Origin of the sequence: Microbacterium ginsengiterrae (assembly GCF_014205075.1) — a bacterium.
Lineage (GTDB): Bacteria > Actinomycetota > Actinomycetes > Actinomycetales > Microbacteriaceae > Microbacterium > Microbacterium ginsengiterrae.
Map to the genome: position 1 here is coordinate 256,790 of NZ_JACHMU010000001.1, position 16,887 is coordinate 273,676.

The window sequence follows — 16,887 nt, forward strand, 5'->3', positions numbered from 1 at the left end:
TCTCCATGCGGGTGTCCGGCCGCGCCCCTAGACTGGGGGTCGCGCGGGAGTGGTGGAATTGGCAGACACGCAGGATTTAGGTTCCTGTGCCTCACGGCGTGTGGGTTCAAGTCCCACCTTCCGCACTGTCATCGACACCCCTTGAGCGTTGCACAACCGGACGAAGAGAGCCCATGCATCAGATCGCACTCATCCCCTGGCTCGACCCTGCCCACATCATCGATGTCGCCGGTCCATGGGCGCTGCTCGTCGTGTGCTTCATCATCTTCGCCGAGACCGGCCTTCTGATCGGGTTCCTGCTTCCCGGCGACACCCTCCTGGTGATCTCCGGCCTGCTCACCCACACGAGCGACGTCTTCGGGGTGAACATCTGGGTCGTGTCGCTGTTGATCGCACTGTCCGCCTTCGTCGGCGGCGAAGTCGGTTATCTCATCGGACACAAGGGCGGCCCCGCCGTGTTCGAGCGCAAGGAATCCGGCCTGTTCAGCAAGAAGAACGTGGAGCGGACGAACGCCTTCTTCGAGCGCTTCGGCGGCCTCACCGTGATCCTCGCCCGCTTCGTGCCGATCGTTCGGACCTTCACCCCCGTCGCCGCCGGCGTCGGCCACATGCCGTGGAAGAAGTACAGCCTCTACAACCTCATCGGCGCGCTCCTGTGGGGCTTCGGACTGACCATGGTCGGCTACCTCATCGCGTACATCCCGTGGGTCAGCCACCTCGTCGTGGAGTACATCGACATCATCCTGCTCGGCGCGGTCGGCGGCACGGCGCTGGTCACCCTCTGGCACTACTTCTCGGAGCGCCACAAGGCCAAGAAGGCGCGCGCCGCCGGCGAGGACATCACCACGGATGCCGCCGAGGCCGAGGCGCTCGCGCTGGACTCCGAGGTCTTCGACCGCTCCCCTGACCTCGACGGAGACGGGAAGCACTGACGGTCAACTGGCGGCCTTCTTCTTCGTCTTCGAGGCCGTCGAGCTCTTCGTACCGGACTTCGAGCCACTCGATTTCGACGAGCTCGACTTCGACTTCGACGCCGCGGACTTCGTCCCGCCCGATTTCGTCCCACTCGTCGTGCTCGCGCCCTTCTTGGACCGCGACCGCTCCACGCTCTCGCGCAGCGCGGCCATGAGGTCGATGACCTCGCCGCCCTTGCCCTCCTTCTCCTCGTCGTCGCCGAAGGTCTCCGCGACGTCGAAGGTGTCCTCGCCCGCCTCGATCTTGGCGTCGATGAGCGTGCGCAGCTCCTTCTGGTACTCGTCCACGTACTCCTCCGGCTCGAAGTCGCTCGCGTAGCTCTCCACGAGACTCGCCGACATCTCGAGCTCCTTCTTCGAGATCTTCACGTCCTCGTCCAGCGATTCGAAGCTCGCCTCGCGGACCTCGTCCGCCCACAGCAGCGTCTGCACCACGAGCACGTCCCCGCGCACGCGCAGCGCGGCAAGACGGGTCTTCTGGCGGAGCGTGAAGCGGACGATGGCCGTGCGGTCGGTCTGCTCGAGGGTCTTGCGCAACAGCACGTACGCCTTGGGCGACTTGGAGTCCGGCTCGAGGTAGTAGGCCCGGTCGAGCGTCAACAGGTCGACCTGTTCGCTGGGCACGAACTCCACCACATCGATCTCACGGCTGCGCTCCGCGGGGAGGGCATCGAGGTCGTCCTTGGTCAGGACCACCCTCTGGCCGTCCTCCTCGTACGCGCGATCGATGTTCGCGTAGGCGACCACTTCCCCGCACACCTCGCACGTGCGCTTGTACCGGATCCGCCCGCCGTCCTCATCGTGCACCTGGTGCAGTGGGACGTCGTGGTCCTCCGTGGCGGAATACACCTTCACGGGGACGTTCACCAGCCCGAACGTCAGGGCACCCTTCCAGATCGACCTCATGCCACCAGTGAACACCGTGGGAGACCCGCGATACCAGGGGCTTGACGTTAGTCTTTTCCGCATGCCGAAAGCCGCGCAGGTCGTGGAGGTCGATGGCCGCCGCCTGCGGCTGACGAACCTCGACAAAGTGCTGTACCCGGACACCGGCACCACCAAGGGCGAGGTCATCTCCTACTACGCGCGCGTGGCCGCACGGATGCTGCCGCTGCTCGCCGACCGTCCGGTCACCCGCAAGCGCTGGGTCGAAGGAGTGGGAACCGAGGATGCGCCGGGTGAGGCGTTCTTCGCCAAGCAGCTCGAACCGGGCGCGCCGGAGTGGGTGCGCCGGCTTCCGATCGAACACTCCGGCGGCGCGAAGGAGTATCCGATCGCGCAGGATCTTCCCACCCTCGTCTGGATGGCCCAGGTCGCCGGCATCGAACTGCACGTTCCGCAGTGGCGGTTCGCGACCGACGGCGAGCGCCGCAATCCCGACCGGCTCGTCCTCGACCTCGACCCCGGCCCCGGTGCCGACCTCGCCCTGTGCGCCCACGTCGCCCGTCTCGCCAAGGCCATCCTCGGCGACATCGGCCTGGACCCTGTGCCCGTGACCAGCGGCAGCAAGGGTATCCATCTGTACAGCCGGCTGGACGGCACGCAGACGAGCGACCAGGCATCGGCGATCGCCAGGGAGCTGGCCCGTGCGATCGAGACGGACCATCCGGACATCGCCACGAGCACGATGGCGAAGTCGGTGCGCGAGGGCAAGGTCTTCATCGACTGGAGCCAGAACAACGGATCGAAGACGACGATCTCGCCGTACTCCCTGCGCGGTAGGTTCCAGCCGACAGTGGCCGCCCCGCGGACCTGGGACGAGCTCGACGATCCGGAACTGCAGCACCTCGACTTCGAAGAGGTGGCGCAGCGCGCCGAGGACGGCCTCGACCCGTTCGCCGACTTCGTGACCTCATCGGCGGACGCCGCACTCGAGTCGTACCGCGCCAAACGGGACGCCTCCAAGACGCCGGAGCCGGTACCGGAGCGCGCTTCCGTCACCGCCGCCGGCCCGCTCCCCCGCTTCGTCATCCAGGAGCATCACGCCCGCCGCACGCACTTCGACCTGCGCATCGAGCACGACGGAGTGCTGGTGAGCTGGGCCGTTCCCAAGGGCGTCCCGGAGTCCCCCGCTCGCAATCGCCTCGCGGTGATGACCGAGCCGCACCCGCTCGAATACCTCACCTTCCACGGCGAGATCCCGCGCGGCGAATACGGAGCGGGCACCATGACAATCTGGGACAGCGGCACGGTCGAGCTCGAGAAGTGGCGCGACGATGAGGTCATCGGCACCTTCACAGGAACGGGACCGCTCGGCCGTGCGCGACTGGCGCTGATCCGCACCGAGGGTTCAGGTGAGAAGTCCTCCTGGCTGCTGCATCGGATGAAGGACCCCACTCCCGCGTCCCCATCCGGCAGCGGCAGCACCCGCCGGACCCGTGAGACCTCCGCACCGTCCCCGTCCGGGCTGCGCCCGATGCTCGCCGAGAACGGCACGCCCGGCCTCGCCCGCACGATGCGCGAGCCATGGAGCGAGATCAAGTGGGACGGCATCCGCGCCGTCGGAACCTGGCAGGACGGCCGCTTCCGCCTGCACGCCCGCAGCGGCACGGACATCACCGATCGCTACCCGGAGCTCACCGCGGACGGCGCCCCGCACTTCGCGGCCGACGACGCCGTCGTCGACGGTGAGATCGTCGCGATGGATTCGTCCGGCCGGCCGAGCTTCGGTCTGCTGCAGCGTCGCATGCACCTCACGAAGGCGCGCGAGATCGAGCGCGAGGTGGTGCGCACCCCGATCGCCTATCACCTCTTCGATCTCGTGCACCTCGACGGCCACGACCTCACCGACGTCCCCCTCCGCGACCGGCGGGCCCTGCTCGAGACCCTCGCCGAGAGCGCGGACGGACCGATCGTCGTCCCCCCGGTGTTCGACGACCTCGACGCCGCAATGGAGACGAGCCGTGCCCTCGACCTCGAGGGCATCGTCGTGAAGGCGTCCGGATCCCGCTATCGCCCCGGCATCCGATCGAGCGACTGGGTGAAGATCAAGCACACGCGCACCCAGGAGGTGGTGATCGCCGGCATCCGACCGGGGAAGGGCGGGCGGTCGGGCACGGTCGGATCCCTCCTGCTCGGGGTCCCGGACGACGGCGCTCTCCGTTACGTCGGGCGGGTCGGATCGGGGTTCGACGAGCGGACGCTGCGCGACCTGCTCGAGCGCCTCACTCCGCTCCGCACCGATGAGAACCCGCTGGAGGGTGTGCCGTCGGCCGACGCGCGCGATGCGCTGTGGGTGCGGCCTGAGCTGGTCGGCGAGGTGGAGTTCGCGGAGTGGACGACGGAGGGCTCGCTCCGCCACGCACGCTGGCGAGGCCTGCGGCCCGACAAGACCGCCGCGGAGATCACCGTCGAGTGAGCGCGGCGACCGTCACGCGTGCGGCTCGGTGCATTCGGACTGCCCTTCGGGCTCCAGTTGGAACGTGGAGTGGGCGACATCGAAGTGGTCGGCCAGGCACCCCTGCAGCTCGTCGAGCAACGCTCCGGCCCTGCCTTCGGCGAACACGGCGCGCTCCACGCCGACGTGCGCGGTGAACACAGGAGCGCCACGTGTGAGCTGCCACACGTGCACGTCGTGGACGCTGGTGACACCGGAGAAGCCCAGCAGATGATCGCGGATCTCGCTGACGTGCGTGTTCGCGGGCGCCGATTCGGCGAGGACGGAGAACACCTCTCGCAGCAGGGAGACGGCGCGCGGGATGATCATGACAGCGATGAACAGGGACGCGATCGCGTCCGCCGGCATCCAGCCCGTCGTGACGATGACGACCGCCGCGACGATGACGGCCGCCGACCCGATCATGTCGCCGAGCACCTCGAGGTAGGCCCCGCGCACGTTGATGTTCGTCTTCTGCGCAGAACTCAGCAACCACATCGCGACGAGGTTGGCGACGAGCCCGATGATCGCCACGACCAGCATGAGCGGACCGGCCACCTCGGTGTCCGCCGGCGAGACGAGGCGACGCGCACCCTCGATACCGACGGAGACGGACAGGACGATGAGGATGATGGCGTTGATGAGCGCCCCGAGCACCTCGGCGCGCTGGTAGCCGAACGTGCGCCGGTCGTCGGCGGGGCGGGCCGCGACGGCACTGGCGATGAGGGCGATCACGAGCGCCGAGGCGTCGGTGAACATGTGCGCGGCGTCGGCGAGCAGTGCCAGCGATCCCGTGAGGATCGCGCCGATGACCTGCACGAGCATGACGACCGCGGTCAGGCACAGCGAGATCGCCAGCAGCCGTCTGCTGCCGGCGCCGCGGATCCCGTGCGCGTGGTCGTGCATACTCCCAGGCTACGAGCGTTTCTCCACCCCGGAGGCGTTCTCCCGTAGTCGGGAATGGGGATGATTCTCACTCTCCACGGCCGCCGCCGTGGACCCGTTCATCGCAACTCGTCCAGCAGGGCGGCGATCCGGTCTTTGATGTCGTCTCGGATCGCGCGGACGGTGTCGATCTCCTGACCTGCAGGGTCCGCGAGTTCCCAGTCCTCGTAGCGCTTGCCGGGGAAGACAGGGCATGCGTCGCCGCAGCCCATCGTGATGACGACATCGGCCTGGCGGGCGAGCTCGCCGGTCAGCGGCCGGGGCGTGCTCGCCGTGATGTCGATTCCCTCCTCCGCCATGACTGCGACAGCGACGGGGTTGAGAGTGTCCGCGGGCTCGCTGCCCGCCGAGAGGACGCGGACGCGATCCTCCCCCAGCGCTCTGAGGTACCCCGCGGCCATCTGCGAACGGCCGGCGTTGTGAACGCAGACGAACAGGACGGTGGGGATCTCGGGCATGTCAGGTCCTCTTTCGGATCCGGTGAGGTCGCCGCCGTCGGAGCGGGGCCCGCGCCGACGTCAGAGCGTCTTGAGCAGCGGGATGAACGCCTGGAAGGCGCGCGCCCTGTGCGACTGGGACTGCTTCTCCTCGCCGGAGAACTCGGCCGCCGTGCGCTCGGCCCCCGCCGGTTGTCCGTCCGGGATGAAGATCGGGTCGTAACCGAAACCGTTCTCCCCCGCGCGGGTCCGGGCGAGCCGCCCCGGCCATACACCGGCGACCGTGTGCTCCTCGCCGCCAGGAGTGACCAGCGCGATCGTCGAGACGAACTGGGCCGTGCGGTGCGGATCGGCGATGTCGGCGAGCTGATCGAGCAGCAGCTCGAGGTTCGCGGCCGCATCCTTCTTCTGGCCCGCCCAGTATGCCGAGAAGATGCCGGGTGCGCCGCCGAGCACGTCGACGCAGATTCCGGAGTCGTCAGCGAAGGCTGCGAGGCCGGTGTACCGGGCCGCGGCACGCGCCTTGATGAGCGCGTTCTCCGCGAACGTCACGCCGTCCTCCACCGGCTCAGGACCGTCATAGCCGACGACCTCCAGATCGGGCCGCGTCATGGCGACGATCTGCTGGAATTCCGCGACCTTGTGCGGGTTGTGCGTGGCGAGGACGACTCTCACGCGAGTGCCTTCAGCTGCAGCTCCTTCAGGTCGGCGCATCCGGCGACGCCGAGGTCGAGCAGCGCGTCGAGCTCGCGCTTGTCGAACGGGGCGCCCTCCGCCGTGCCCTGCACCTCCACGAACAGGCCCCGCCCGGTGACGACGACGTTCATGTCGGTCTCCGCGCGCACGTCCTCCACGTATGCCAGGTCGAGCATGGGCTCGCCGTCGATGATGCCCACCGACACCGCGGCGACCGAGTCGAGCAGCGGAACGGCGTTCTTGCCGATGAACTTCTTGTCGCGCCCCCACTCGATCGCATCGGCGAGAGCGACGTACGCACCCGTGATGGCGGCAGTCCTCGTGCCACCGTCGGCCTGCAGGACGTCGCAGTCGATGACGATCGTGTTCTCACCGAGTGCCTTCGTGTCGACCACCGCGCGCAGCGCCCGACCGATGAGGCGGGAGATCTCGTGCGTCCGGCCACCGATGCGCCCCTTGACGCTCTCGCGGTCGTTGCGGCTGTTCGTCGCACGCGGCAGCATCGCGTACTCCGCCGTCACCCACCCCTTGCCCTTGCCGGTCAGCCAGCGGGGAACGCCGTTCGTGAACGACGCGGTGCAGAGCACCTTGGTGCCACCGAAGCTGATCAGCGCCGAGCCCTCGGCGTTCGCGCTCCAGCCGCGCTCGATCGTGATCTCGCGGAGCTGGTCGGTGGCGCGGCCGTCCGCGCGGACGATGTCAGACATGGTGTTCCTTCTGGTCGGGAGCGCCGTGCTCGTCGAGCGCGGTCAGGTCGGGGATGGTGATGACGCCGGTCTGCACGTGCTGGACGTCGCGGATCTCGGCGCCCATGAGCCGGTTCGCGAGGGCGGTGAACTCCCCGGTGGAGGCTCCGGTGGCCTCGTAGACGTACGTGGCGGTGGCGTCGGGCGGCGCGAGGAGATCGCGGCGCATGAGCTGCCGGTACACGTCTCCTGCGGTCTCGTCGTCGCTGGAGACGAGCGAGACGCCCTCCCCCATGACGTAGCTGATGGCACCGCGCAGGAACGGGTAGTGGGTGCATCCGAGCACGAGCGTGTCGACGTCGGCCCCGCGCAGCGGGGCGAGGTACTCCTCCGCCGTGGCGATGACCTCCGGCGTGCCCGTGACGCCGGCCTCGACGAACTCGACGAACCGCGGGCAGGCTGCGGTGAACACCTCGAGGCGCTCGTTGACCTCGAGCATGTCCTGATAGGCGCGCGAACCGATCGTGCCGACGGTGCCGATGACGCCGATGCGCCCGTTGCGAGTGGTCGAGACGGCGCGCCGCACGGCTGGTCCGATGACCTCGACGACGGGGACGTCGTACCGTTCGCGCGCATCGCGCAGCATCGCGGCGGATGCGGTGTTGCAGGCGATCACGAGCATCTTCACGCCCTGATCGACGAGCGTGTCCAGCACCTCGAGCGCGTAGCGACGGACATCGGCGATCGGCTTCGGCCCGTATGGGGAGTGCAGCGTGTCGCCGATGTAGACGAACGACTCGCGGGGCAGCTGCGCGCGGATGGCCCGTGCCACGGTGAGCCCGCCGACACCGGAGTCGAAGATGCCGATCGGTGCCGCGTCCATGACTCACCAGCCTACCCGCGCCGTGGGTGCACCGTCACCGTCACACGCGGCGACGACGACCGCACGCTCACTAAGCTGAGCGCATGACCTCGTCGACGGCGCTGCTCACCGACCGCTACGAACTCACGATGCTCGGCGCCGCACTGCGTGACGGCACCGCCGCCCGTCCGAGCGTCTTCGAACTGTTCGCGCGCCGCCTGTCCGGAGGGCGCCGGTTCGGCGTCGTCGCCGGGACGGGCCGCCTTCTCTCGCTCCTGCGCGACTTCCGGTTCGGCGAAGACGAGCTGCGCTTCCTCCGAGACAACCATGTGGTCGATGCCGGCACGCTGACCTACCTGGAGGACTACCGGTTCACCGGCTCGATCCACGGGTACCGCGAGGGCGAGCTCTACTTCCCCGGCTCCCCCATCCTCACCGTCGAGGGGTCCTTCGCGGACGCCGTCGTGCTCGAGACGCTGGCGCTCAGCGTCATGAATCATGACTCCGCCGTGGCGACGGCCGCGTCGCGGATGAGCATCGCCGCCGGAGAGCGTCCGCTGTCGGAGATGGGATCCCGCCGTGCCGCCGAGATGTCGGCGGTCGCCGCGGCCCGCGCGGCGTACATCGCCGGGTTCAGCGCGACGAGCAATCTGGAGGCGGGCCGCCGCTGGGACATCCCCACGATGGGGACGGCGGCGCACTCCTGGACGCTTCTGCACGACACCGAGGAAGAGGCCTTCCGCGCGCAGATCGACAGTCTCGGCACCGACACGACACTGCTCGTGGACACCTACGACATCCGAGAGGGCGTCAACACGGCCATCCGCGTGGCGGGCACCGAACTGGGCGGCGTCCGCCTCGACTCCGGCGACCTGCCGACGGTCGCCGCCGCGGTGCGGACGCAGCTCGACGAACTCGGCGCGACGGGCACGAGGATCACCGTGACCAGCGACCTCGACGAGTATGCGATCGCCGCCCTCGCGGCATCGCCCGTCGACTACTACGGAGTCGGAACTTCCGTGGTGACGGGTTCCGGTTACCCGACGGCGGGGATGGTCTACAAGCTCGTGGCGAGGCAGGATGCCGACGGCGGCTGGGTCGCCGTCGCGAAGGCCTCGACGGACAAGGGGTCCAAGGGGGGACGCAAGGCGGCCTTCCGCGTCCTGCGGGACGGGGTGGCGACGTCGGAGACCGTCGTCGTCTCCGACGGCTTCGAGGCGCTGGGTAGCGCAGCGGAGCATCCGGACTCCCGGCCGCTCCAGGTCACCCTCGTCGACGAAGGCGACATCGACGCCTCATTCGAAGGCGCGGCAGGAACCGCGGCTGCCCGTGCACATCATCTGCAGGTGCGCGAGGAGCTCCCGGTGCGGGCGCTCGCCCTCAGCAAGTCCGACCCGGCGATCCCCACGGTGTTCCTGGACCGCGACTGAGGTCCGCGTCGACGAGAGCCGTCAGCTCATCATCGATTCGTAGATCTCCTTGCACGTGGGGCAGATCGGGAACTTCTCCGGGTCGCGTCCCGGGGTCCACTTCTTGCCGCAGAGCGCGCGCACCGGTCGCCCGGAGATCGCGGATTCGAGGATCTTGTCCTTCTTGACGTAATGCGAGAAGCGTTCGTGGTCGCCCGGCTCGAGATTCTCTTCGTTGAGAAGTTCTTCCAGCTCGCGATCGAGCGTTGCCACGCCACCCTGATCCGGGCTGTCCAGCGGAGTACTCATGCGCCCGAGTCTAGCCGCCCTGACGAGCTCGCGGGCAGAGTCAGGCCGTCTCGACGAACTCCATGAGGCGCTCCCCGCCCCTGTCGAAGACCCGCCCGCCGATGACGGCACCGGCGGCGAGGACGACCACGGCTGTGCCGATTCCGACCCAGAAGGTGGCGGCGTTGTAGCCCTCATCCTCGATGACGGTCATGACGAACAGCCAGATCGTGGGAGCGCTGAGCACCAGCGCGGCGAGGAAGGCGACCGCCGGGGCGTAACCGGATCGGGATGCCGACCTCTGCGGTTGCTGGAACGGGCTGTCGCCGGGCCGCGAGACCGCATAGGGCGAAGTCACCGACAGGATGCTGGAGACACCGAGACCGCTGAGGAAAAGGCTCGCCGTGAGACCGATCATCGGCAGGAGGAGATACCAGCTCTCCACCAGAGCGAGGGTCAGCGGGATCGCGATCGCGAGGACGGGAACGGCGACCAGGGTGATCGGAAGCAGCCGGCCGAGCCGATCGGCGACGCCGCGCACACCGCTGGCGACGTGGACCCACAGCGCCGTCGAGTCATAGGCGACATCGTTGTGGGGCAGCCATCCGAAGAACAGCGCCATCACCGGGACGGGAACGAGTGCCGCGATGTACAGCGGCACGCCGGCGACGAGGAGAGGGAAGACGGTGAGGACGCCGGCGATCGGGACGATCACGAAGTTCACGATGTAGCGACGATCGCGGAACCAGTAGACGAGGCTCCTGGCCGCGATGGCACCGAACGCATTCGACGGGAGCAGGCCGAACCAGCCCAGTCCGGATCGCTCGCGCGAGATCGCGGGGCGATCGACATGGGTCAGGAGTCGGCGGACGAGCCACGTCCACCACAGCCACAGAGCGGCGGCGGTGAACAGCGCGACGATGCCGCTCAGCCACGCGCCGGCGGTGTCACCGGCGGTCACCGCGCGGGCGAATCCCGGCGTGGCTGCCAACGGCGTCGCCTGGAGCACCGCGGACACGGCGGCGACGGCATCCGGCACCTGCCCGTCCCATTCCAGCGAGGCCAGGAACACCGCGACGGGGAAGGCGACGACGATGACGGCGAGCGCGAACAGCGCCGTCAGCTCACGTGACCGGCGCTCCGGGAGCAGCAGCGCGCTCGTCGCCATCCCGATGCGCGCCGCGATGACGAGTGAGAGCACGCCGACGACGGCGGTCACGACGGCGAGCAGGGCGGGCGTCCCGAGGGCGACGAGAGTGATGACGAGGCAGACCGCCACGGCGATCAACGCGAAGGAGGGAACGCTCACGAGCGCTCCCAGTCCGAGGATCCACGGCATCGCCCGTTCGTTCATCCCGAACACGCGGAAACGGCGGGGGTCGAGCTGATCCGCCGTGCCGGTGAGCACAGGACCGAGGAAGAACCCGAGCATGGCGGCGGCCCCGCCGAGTGCGATGACGGTGTGGGCGACGGGCAGCGGCGCATCGGAGAGGCTCAGCAGCGCCACACAGACGAGCACGGTGGCCGCGACGAGCACGGCGAACGCGGCGAGCGTCCGCACCACACGCTCGCCCCGAAGGGCGCCGAGCATCAGCGCGAGCCTCAGTCGGAGAACGTGTGCAACCACTCCAGGCCCTCCACCTCGCCGGCCGTGCCGGACAGCTCGACGAACCGCGACTCGAGGGTCTGCCCCGCGCGCACCTCTTCGACGGTGCCCTCCGCGAGGACATCACCGCCGACGATGATCGCCACCCTGGAGCACACGCGTTCGATGAGGTCCATGCCGTGGCTGGACAGGATCACGGTGCCGCCGTGGGCGACGTACGCGCGCAGGATGTCGAGGATGACGGCCGAGGAGACCGGGTCGACCGACTCGAACGGCTCGTCGAGCACGAGCACGCGCGGCGAGTGGATCATCGCCCCGGCGAGCATGATCTTCTTCGTCATGCCGGCGGAGTAGTCGGAGACGACGCGTCCCATGGACTCGGAGAGATCGAAGGCGCGCATCAGGTCGGCAGAGCGCTTCTCGATGACGCGGGAAGGGAGCCCGCGCAGGAGTCCGTAATAGTGCAGGAGCTGACGTCCGGTGAGCCGGTCGAACGTGCGCAGACGATCCGGCAGGACACCCATGACCCGCTTGGCCTCAAGAGGATCCTTCGCCTGGTCGATGCCGCAGATCTCGATCTCGCCCGCATCTGCGCGCAGAAGACCGGCGAGGATCGACAGCGTCGTCGTCTTGCCTGCGCCGTTGGGTCCGACGATGCCGTAGAACGATCCGGCCGAAACGGTCAGATCGATGCCATTGACGGCCCGCTGGTCGCCGAACTCCTTGACGAGGCCACGGACGACGATCGCATCGGAGGCCGTGGATGCCTGAAGATCGGTGACGACGGCCGCCGCGGCGGTGTCGGTCACGGCGGCGGGCTCCGGCGTGGGCTCGGACATCGGCTCCGGCTCGACCACCGGCTGCGGCTCCGCGAGCGGCTGCGGCTCGACGATCGGCTCAGGCTCAGGCTCAGGCTCGACCGCGGCAACTGGTTCCTGTTCGAAGACCGATGCAGCCTCGACAGTCGGATCGGTCTCGGCCACCGGCTCCGCTTCGACGGGGGCCGTCACCGCATCGGAGGCGGGCGCCGCGTCGTCGGCCGCGACAAGCCGCCGCTCGTCCTCTCCCCCGGACACCTCGACACGAGGGCGCTCCGCTTCAACGCGAGCCGCGTCCTCCTTCGCCGCCTTCGCGGCGGCAGCCTTCGCGGCCTTGGTCGCTGCTCCCTTGGCGGCGGCGGCCTTGGCAGCAGCTCCCTTGGCGGCGGCGGCCTTGGCAGCAGCAGTCTTGGCAGCAGCAGTCTTGGCGGCAGCGTTCTTCGGGGCCGCAGCCTTCTTCGGCGCCGCAGCCTTCGCGGCGCTCGCCTTGGCGGCAGCGTTCTTCGGCGCCGCAGCCTTCGCGGCGCTCGTCTTGGCGGCGGTCTTCTTCGCCGTCGCCGCCTTGGTCGAGCTCTTCGCCTCGGTGTTGTGCGCGGCCGCCGCCTTGACCGCGGCCGTCTTCGCCGCCGCCGCCCTGGCCGTGGTCTTCTTCGCGGCACCGGCCTTGGTCTGTTCGGCCTTCACCGCGGCGGCCTTCGCGGCCGTCTTCGCGCCTCCGGATGCGGGCTTGGCGCGGCCGGCGGTCGAAGTCTTCGCGCGCCCCGCCACCGTCTTCACGGCCGACGTTCGCGTCGTGGCCGCCTTCTCCCTCGCCGGGGCGTCGGAGGTGTCGCCGGCCGGCTCTTCGAGGTGGTCATCCACTGGAGCAGTCACTGTCCTAACGTATCAACGGCCGTGGACTTTCTTCGCGTCGAGCGCAACAATCGACATGGGTGACATGCCCCGCCCGCGACCTGTGCACGAGGTGTGTACCTCATCACGAAATGGCAACGGCGGGGGCCCACCCCGAGGCTTCACAGGGGGCATCGCTACCATGATCACGGCACGAAGAAGTGTCTGGCCGAACCGTCGGCCGTGAACACAGATTCTTTTTAGGAGTATTCGTGACTCTTCAGACCGTCATCCTCGCCGCCGGAATGGGCTCGCGCCTCGGCCGTGCGTTGCCGAAGCCGCTGACCCAGCTCAGCGACGGTCGGACCATCATGCAGCAGCAGCACGAGAACATCCGCGCCGCCTTCGGCCGCGACGCGAGGATCACCGCTGTCGTCGGCTACCGCGCCGAGACGATCATCGAGGCCTTCCCCAGCGTGAACTACGTGCACAACGAACGCTACGACGAGACGAACACCTCGAAGAGCCTGCTGCGCGCCCTCGGCGCCACCGGCAAGGGCGGCGTGCTGTGGATGAACGGTGACGTCGTGTTCGATCCCCGCATCCTCGGACGCGCCATCGAGTTCATCGAGCGGGACCAGTCGTTCGTCACCGTCAACACCTCGAAGGTGAGCGACGAAGAGGTCAAGTACACCGTCACGCCTGAAGGCTTCATCAAGGAGCTCTCCAAGACGGTCAAGGGCGGACTCGGCGAAGCAGTCGGCATCAACTACATCTCCTCGACGCACAAGAAGGCGTTCATGCGTCAGCTGTCGCGCGTCGACGACCAGGACTACTTCGAGCGCGGGCTCGAGCTCGCCATCGCCGAAGACGGGCTCCTCCTCGAGCCGATGGACGTCTCCGACCTGTACGCGGTCGAGGTCGACTTCGCAGAGGACCTCGAGCGGGCGAACCTGTTCGTCTGACCTGCGACTTCCCGAGAGCCCGGACGGCCGACGATGTCGGCGATCCGGGCTCTCGGCGTTCTCGCGGTCGGTCTGCATAGGATCTGCCCATGGCTGAGAAGGTGCACAAGATCCACTCCCTGCCGGACGGATCCGCATGGGACCGAGGCATCCCGCCCGTGGGTTCGGATGAACACCCCCTCACGGTCCGGAGCCTCGACCGGGTCCTCGCGATCCAGCGGCCGCTCGTGCTCACGCACATCCGCAGCATCCGCCTGCGCAATCCGGATGCGACGCCCGATCGGATCGTGCGCATCCTGGAACGGCGCTACCTCGCCGCCGTGACGACGGGAGGCGCGGCCGTCGGCGCCACCGCGGTGATCCCCGGCATCGGCACGGGTGTCACCCTCGCCCTCTCAGGTGTGGAGACGATCGGTTTCCTCGAGTCCACGGCACTGTTCGCCCAATCTCTCGCAGAAGTCCACGGCATCGCGATCGAGAACCCCGACCGCGCCCGCGCCCTCGTGATGACGATGATGCTCGGCAAAGAGGGCGTCGACCTCGTGGGGCAGTTGGCCAAGCAGGCGGCCGGTCGCGGTCCAGGGCGGTCCTCGTATTGGGGCGAGATCGTCACGAAGTCACTCCCCCGCGCAGCCGTCGGGCCCGTCGTCGACCAGCTGAAGACGCGATTCGTCAAACACTTCGCGGCATCCGGCGGCGCGTCCATCATCGGCAAGGCCATGCCCTTCGGCATCGGCGCCGCTGTGGGTGGGGCGGGCAACCACCTGCTCGGTCGCCGCGTCCTCACGACGTCTCGCCGTGCGTTCGGCATCGCCCCCGCTGTGCTTCCCGCCGAGCTGGAGCCTGTCGAGGGTGCGGAGAAGATCGAGCTGCGGATGCTGCACGGCGCCAGGATCACGGGAGGGGCCATCGCCGGAGCCGCCGCGAGCACGGCGCGCGGTGTCGGTTGGGCGGGCCGGCGGATGACGCAGCTCGGTCGCCGCCGCCGCGGTGAGGACGCACTTCCCGCATCCGTCGTGGACGCGGAAGCGGACGACGGACCGGTGGCCACGGACGAAGGCTGAACAGTCCAGCACCGGCGGTCTCGTCCCCTGACCGCAGTGATGACCCACCAAAGGATCGGCCGCCCCGTTGTGGCGAGCATCCAACGCCGCCCGGCCCCACGCCGATAGGGTGGAATCCGTGACGGACACCCCTGACCTCTCCACGACCGCCGGCAAGATCGCCGATCTCCGCTCCCGCCTCGACGAGGCGGTCAACGAGCCGGAGAAGATCGCCCGCGAGAAGCAGCATGCCAAAGGCAAGATGACCGCCCGGGAGCGGATCGAGCTGCTGGTCGACCCGGGGAGCTTCGTCGAGTTCGACGAGTACGTCCGGCACCGCACCACCGCGTTCGGGATGGACCGCAATCGCCCGTACGGTGACTCGGTGGTCACCGGCATCGGCACGATCCACGGCCGTACCGTCGCGGTGTACTCGCAGGACTTCACGACCTTCGGCGGGTCGCTCGGCGAGGTGGCCGGCGACAAGATCATCAAGATCATGGAGTTCGCGCTCCAGGGCGGGATGCCGATCATCGGCGTCCTCGACTCCGGCGGCGCCCGCATCCAGGAGGGCGTGCTCGCCCTCAGCAAGTACGGCGAGATCTTCCGCCTGAACACCCGCTCCTCCGGCGTCATCCCGCAGATCTCCATCATCATGGGACCCGCCGCCGGCGGCGCGGTCTACGGCCCCGCCCTCACCGACTTCGTCATCATGGTCGACAAGACGAGCCAGATGTTCGTCACCGGGCCCGACGTCATCAAGACCGTCACCGGCGAGGACGTCGGCATGGAGGAACTGGGCGGAGCCCTCACGCACAACACGCGCTCCGGCGTGGCGCACTACCTCGCGGACGACGAGGACGATGCGATCGACTACGCCCGCACGCTTCTGGGCTTCCTCCCGGACAACAACATGGCCGAGATCCCCGGCTACGAGAGCGGTTTCGAGTGGGAGACGACGGATGCCGATCGCACCCTCAACGCGATCATCCCCGACTCCGCCAACCAGCCCTACGACATCCACACGGTCATCGACCACGTCATCGATGACGATTTCCTCGAGGTCCAGCCGCTGTTCGCCCCCAACATCGTCATCGGCTTCGGTCGGATCGAAGGACGCTCGGTGGGGATCATCGCGAACCAGCCGTCGCAGATGGCCGGGACGCTGAACATCGAGGCCGGCGAGAAGGCCAGCCGCTTCGTCCGCTTCTGCGACGCCTTCTCCATCCCGATCGTCACGCTCGTCGACGTGCCCGGCTACCTTCCCGGCACGGACCAGGAGTGGACGGGTGTCATCCGCCGCGGCGCGAAGCTCATCTACGCGTACGCCGAGGCCACGGTGCCGCTCGTGACCGTCATCCTGCGCAAGGCGTACGGCGGTGCGTACATTGTCATGGGCTCCAAGCAGCTGGGCGCTGATGTGAACCTCGCGTGGCCGACCGCGGAGATCGCCGTCATGGGTGGCCAGGGAGCCGTCAACATCCTCTACCGCGGAGAGATCAAGAAGGCCGAGGAGGCCGGCGAAGACGTCGCCGCCGTCCGCACCCGCCTCGCGAACGAGTACACCTACAGCGTCACCTCCCCGTTCCTCGCTGCGGAACGCGGCGAGATCGACGGGATCATCGAACCGGCCAACACCCGCGTGTCGATCGCGAAGGCGCTGCGCTCGCTGCGCGGCAAGCGCGCAGAGCTGCCGCCGAAGAAGCACGGGAACATCCCGCTGTGACCGCCGATCAGCCGTCCGCGGACGTCCGTATCGTCTGCGGGTCCGCGAACGAGGAGGAACTCGCCGCGCTCCTCGCCGTCGTCACCGACGCCTACGAGCGCGAGGCGGAGGACGCCGTCGCCGAGCAGCCGCACGTGTCCGCGTGGCAGCGCACGCAGCGTCCGATGCGCGCGCCGTTGCGCCGCGACATCCCCTGGGGACGCTTCTCGGGCTGACCCGCCACCG

16 protein-coding genes and 1 tRNA gene are annotated in these 16,887 nt (G+C 68.6%); 8 read left to right on the forward strand and 9 right to left on the reverse strand.

Translation table 11 applies throughout. The features are described from left to right. Positions 1–43 precede the first annotated feature (43 nt). Together HD600_RS01340 and HD600_RS01345 are read left to right on the forward strand one after the other, a co-directional pair. Positions 44–125, forward strand: a tRNA-Leu gene (locus HD600_RS01340). 48 nt (positions 126–173) lie between these two features. Next, positions 174–932, forward strand: a complete 759-nt coding sequence (locus HD600_RS01345) for a DedA family protein (protein WP_144797252.1) — start codon at positions 174–176, stop codon at positions 930–932. A 3-nt stretch (positions 933–935) separates the two neighbouring features. On the opposite strand, the gene ku is transcribed toward HD600_RS01345, so the two are convergent. Next, the gene (ku, locus tag HD600_RS01350; protein WP_184281038.1) at positions 936–1,880 is read right to left on the reverse strand and encodes a non-homologous end joining protein Ku; all 945 of its coding nucleotides are present in this window, start codon (positions 1,878–1,880) and stop codon (positions 936–938) included. A gap of 61 nt (positions 1,881–1,941) precedes the next feature. Here ku and HD600_RS01355 point away from each other — a divergent pair, with 61 nt between their 5' ends. Next, the gene (locus HD600_RS01355; RefSeq protein WP_184281040.1) at positions 1,942–4,332 is read left to right on the forward strand and encodes an ATP-dependent DNA ligase; all 2,391 of its coding nucleotides are present in this window, start codon (positions 1,942–1,944) and stop codon (positions 4,330–4,332) included. Between the two features lie 12 nt (positions 4,333–4,344). Here the strand turns inward: HD600_RS01355 and HD600_RS01360 are convergent, their stop codons facing one another. The 5 genes from HD600_RS01360 to murI all read right to left on the reverse strand — a co-directional run bounded on the left by HD600_RS01360 (position 4,345) and on the right by murI (position 7,997). Further along, a complete protein-coding gene (locus HD600_RS01360; protein WP_184281042.1) occupies positions 4,345–5,256 on the reverse strand; it encodes a cation diffusion facilitator family transporter in 912 nt (303 codons plus the stop codon). A 98-nt stretch (positions 5,257–5,354) separates the two neighbouring features. Next, positions 5,355–5,753 carry an arsenate reductase ArsC gene (locus HD600_RS01365; protein ID WP_184281044.1) on the reverse strand — a complete coding sequence of 133 codons (399 nt, stop codon included), beginning with the start codon at positions 5,751–5,753 and terminating at the stop codon, positions 5,355–5,357. A 60-nt stretch (positions 5,754–5,813) separates the two neighbouring features. Further along, a complete protein-coding gene (rdgB, locus tag HD600_RS01370; RefSeq protein WP_144797261.1) occupies positions 5,814–6,446 on the reverse strand; it encodes an RdgB/HAM1 family non-canonical purine NTP pyrophosphatase in 633 nt (210 codons plus the stop codon). Beyond that, positions 6,404–7,135 carry a ribonuclease PH gene (gene rph / locus HD600_RS01375; RefSeq protein WP_144797263.1) on the reverse strand — a complete coding sequence of 244 codons (732 nt, stop codon included), beginning with the start codon at positions 7,133–7,135 and terminating at the stop codon, positions 6,404–6,406. The genes rdgB and rph overlap by 43 nt, the downstream gene beginning before the upstream one ends. Beyond that, positions 7,128–7,997 carry a glutamate racemase gene (murI, locus tag HD600_RS01380; RefSeq protein WP_184281047.1) on the reverse strand — a complete coding sequence of 290 codons (870 nt, stop codon included), beginning with the start codon at positions 7,995–7,997 and terminating at the stop codon, positions 7,128–7,130. The genes rph and murI overlap by 8 nt, the downstream gene beginning before the upstream one ends. An 83-nt stretch (positions 7,998–8,080) precedes the next feature. Here murI and HD600_RS01385 point away from each other — a divergent pair, with 83 nt between their 5' ends. After that, a complete protein-coding gene (locus tag HD600_RS01385) occupies positions 8,081–9,406 on the forward strand; it encodes a nicotinate phosphoribosyltransferase (RefSeq protein WP_184281050.1) in 1,326 nt (441 codons plus the stop codon). Positions 9,407–9,427: 21 nt separating this feature from the next. Here the strand turns inward: HD600_RS01385 and HD600_RS01390 are convergent, their stop codons facing one another. The 3 genes from HD600_RS01390 to HD600_RS15115 are packed head-to-tail and all read right to left on the reverse strand — an operon-like array spanning position 9,428 to position 12,970. Further along, positions 9,428–9,694 (reverse strand): DUF3039 domain-containing protein, encoded by a 267-nt coding sequence (locus HD600_RS01390; RefSeq protein WP_144797269.1) that lies wholly within the window; start codon positions 9,692–9,694, stop codon positions 9,428–9,430. A 40-nt stretch (positions 9,695–9,734) separates the two neighbouring features. Continuing rightward, the gene (locus HD600_RS01395; RefSeq protein WP_206706044.1) at positions 9,735–11,264 is read right to left on the reverse strand and encodes a hypothetical protein; all 1,530 of its coding nucleotides are present in this window, start codon (positions 11,262–11,264) and stop codon (positions 9,735–9,737) included. A gap of 11 nt (positions 11,265–11,275) precedes the next feature. Further along, on the reverse strand, positions 11,276–12,970 hold the full coding sequence (locus HD600_RS15115; RefSeq protein WP_338402266.1) for an ATP-binding cassette domain-containing protein: 1,695 nt from the start codon (positions 12,968–12,970) through the stop codon (positions 11,276–11,278). 230 nt (positions 12,971–13,200) lie between these two features. Between HD600_RS15115 and HD600_RS01405 the strand changes: the two genes are divergently transcribed. The 4 genes from HD600_RS01405 to HD600_RS15120 all read left to right on the forward strand — a co-directional run bounded on the left by HD600_RS01405 (position 13,201) and on the right by HD600_RS15120 (position 16,877). Then, positions 13,201–13,893: a phosphocholine cytidylyltransferase family protein gene (locus HD600_RS01405; protein WP_144797273.1), complete on the forward strand. Its 693-nt coding sequence runs from the start codon at positions 13,201–13,203 to the stop codon at positions 13,891–13,893. A gap of 89 nt (positions 13,894–13,982) precedes the next feature. Beyond that, a complete protein-coding gene (locus tag HD600_RS01410) occupies positions 13,983–14,957 on the forward strand; it encodes a hypothetical protein (RefSeq protein ID WP_241731933.1) in 975 nt (324 codons plus the stop codon). A gap of 109 nt (positions 14,958–15,066) precedes the next feature. Next, complete coding sequence (locus tag HD600_RS01415; RefSeq protein ID WP_144797275.1) at positions 15,067–16,662, forward strand: acyl-CoA carboxylase subunit beta; 1,596 nt, start codon at positions 15,067–15,069, stop codon at positions 16,660–16,662. Next, entirely contained in the window at positions 16,659–16,877 is a 219-nt protein-coding gene (locus tag HD600_RS15120) for an acyl-CoA carboxylase epsilon subunit (RefSeq protein WP_184281053.1), read from the forward strand. Before HD600_RS01415 ends, HD600_RS15120 begins: the two co-directional genes overlap by 4 nt. Positions 16,878–16,887 lie beyond the last annotated feature (10 nt).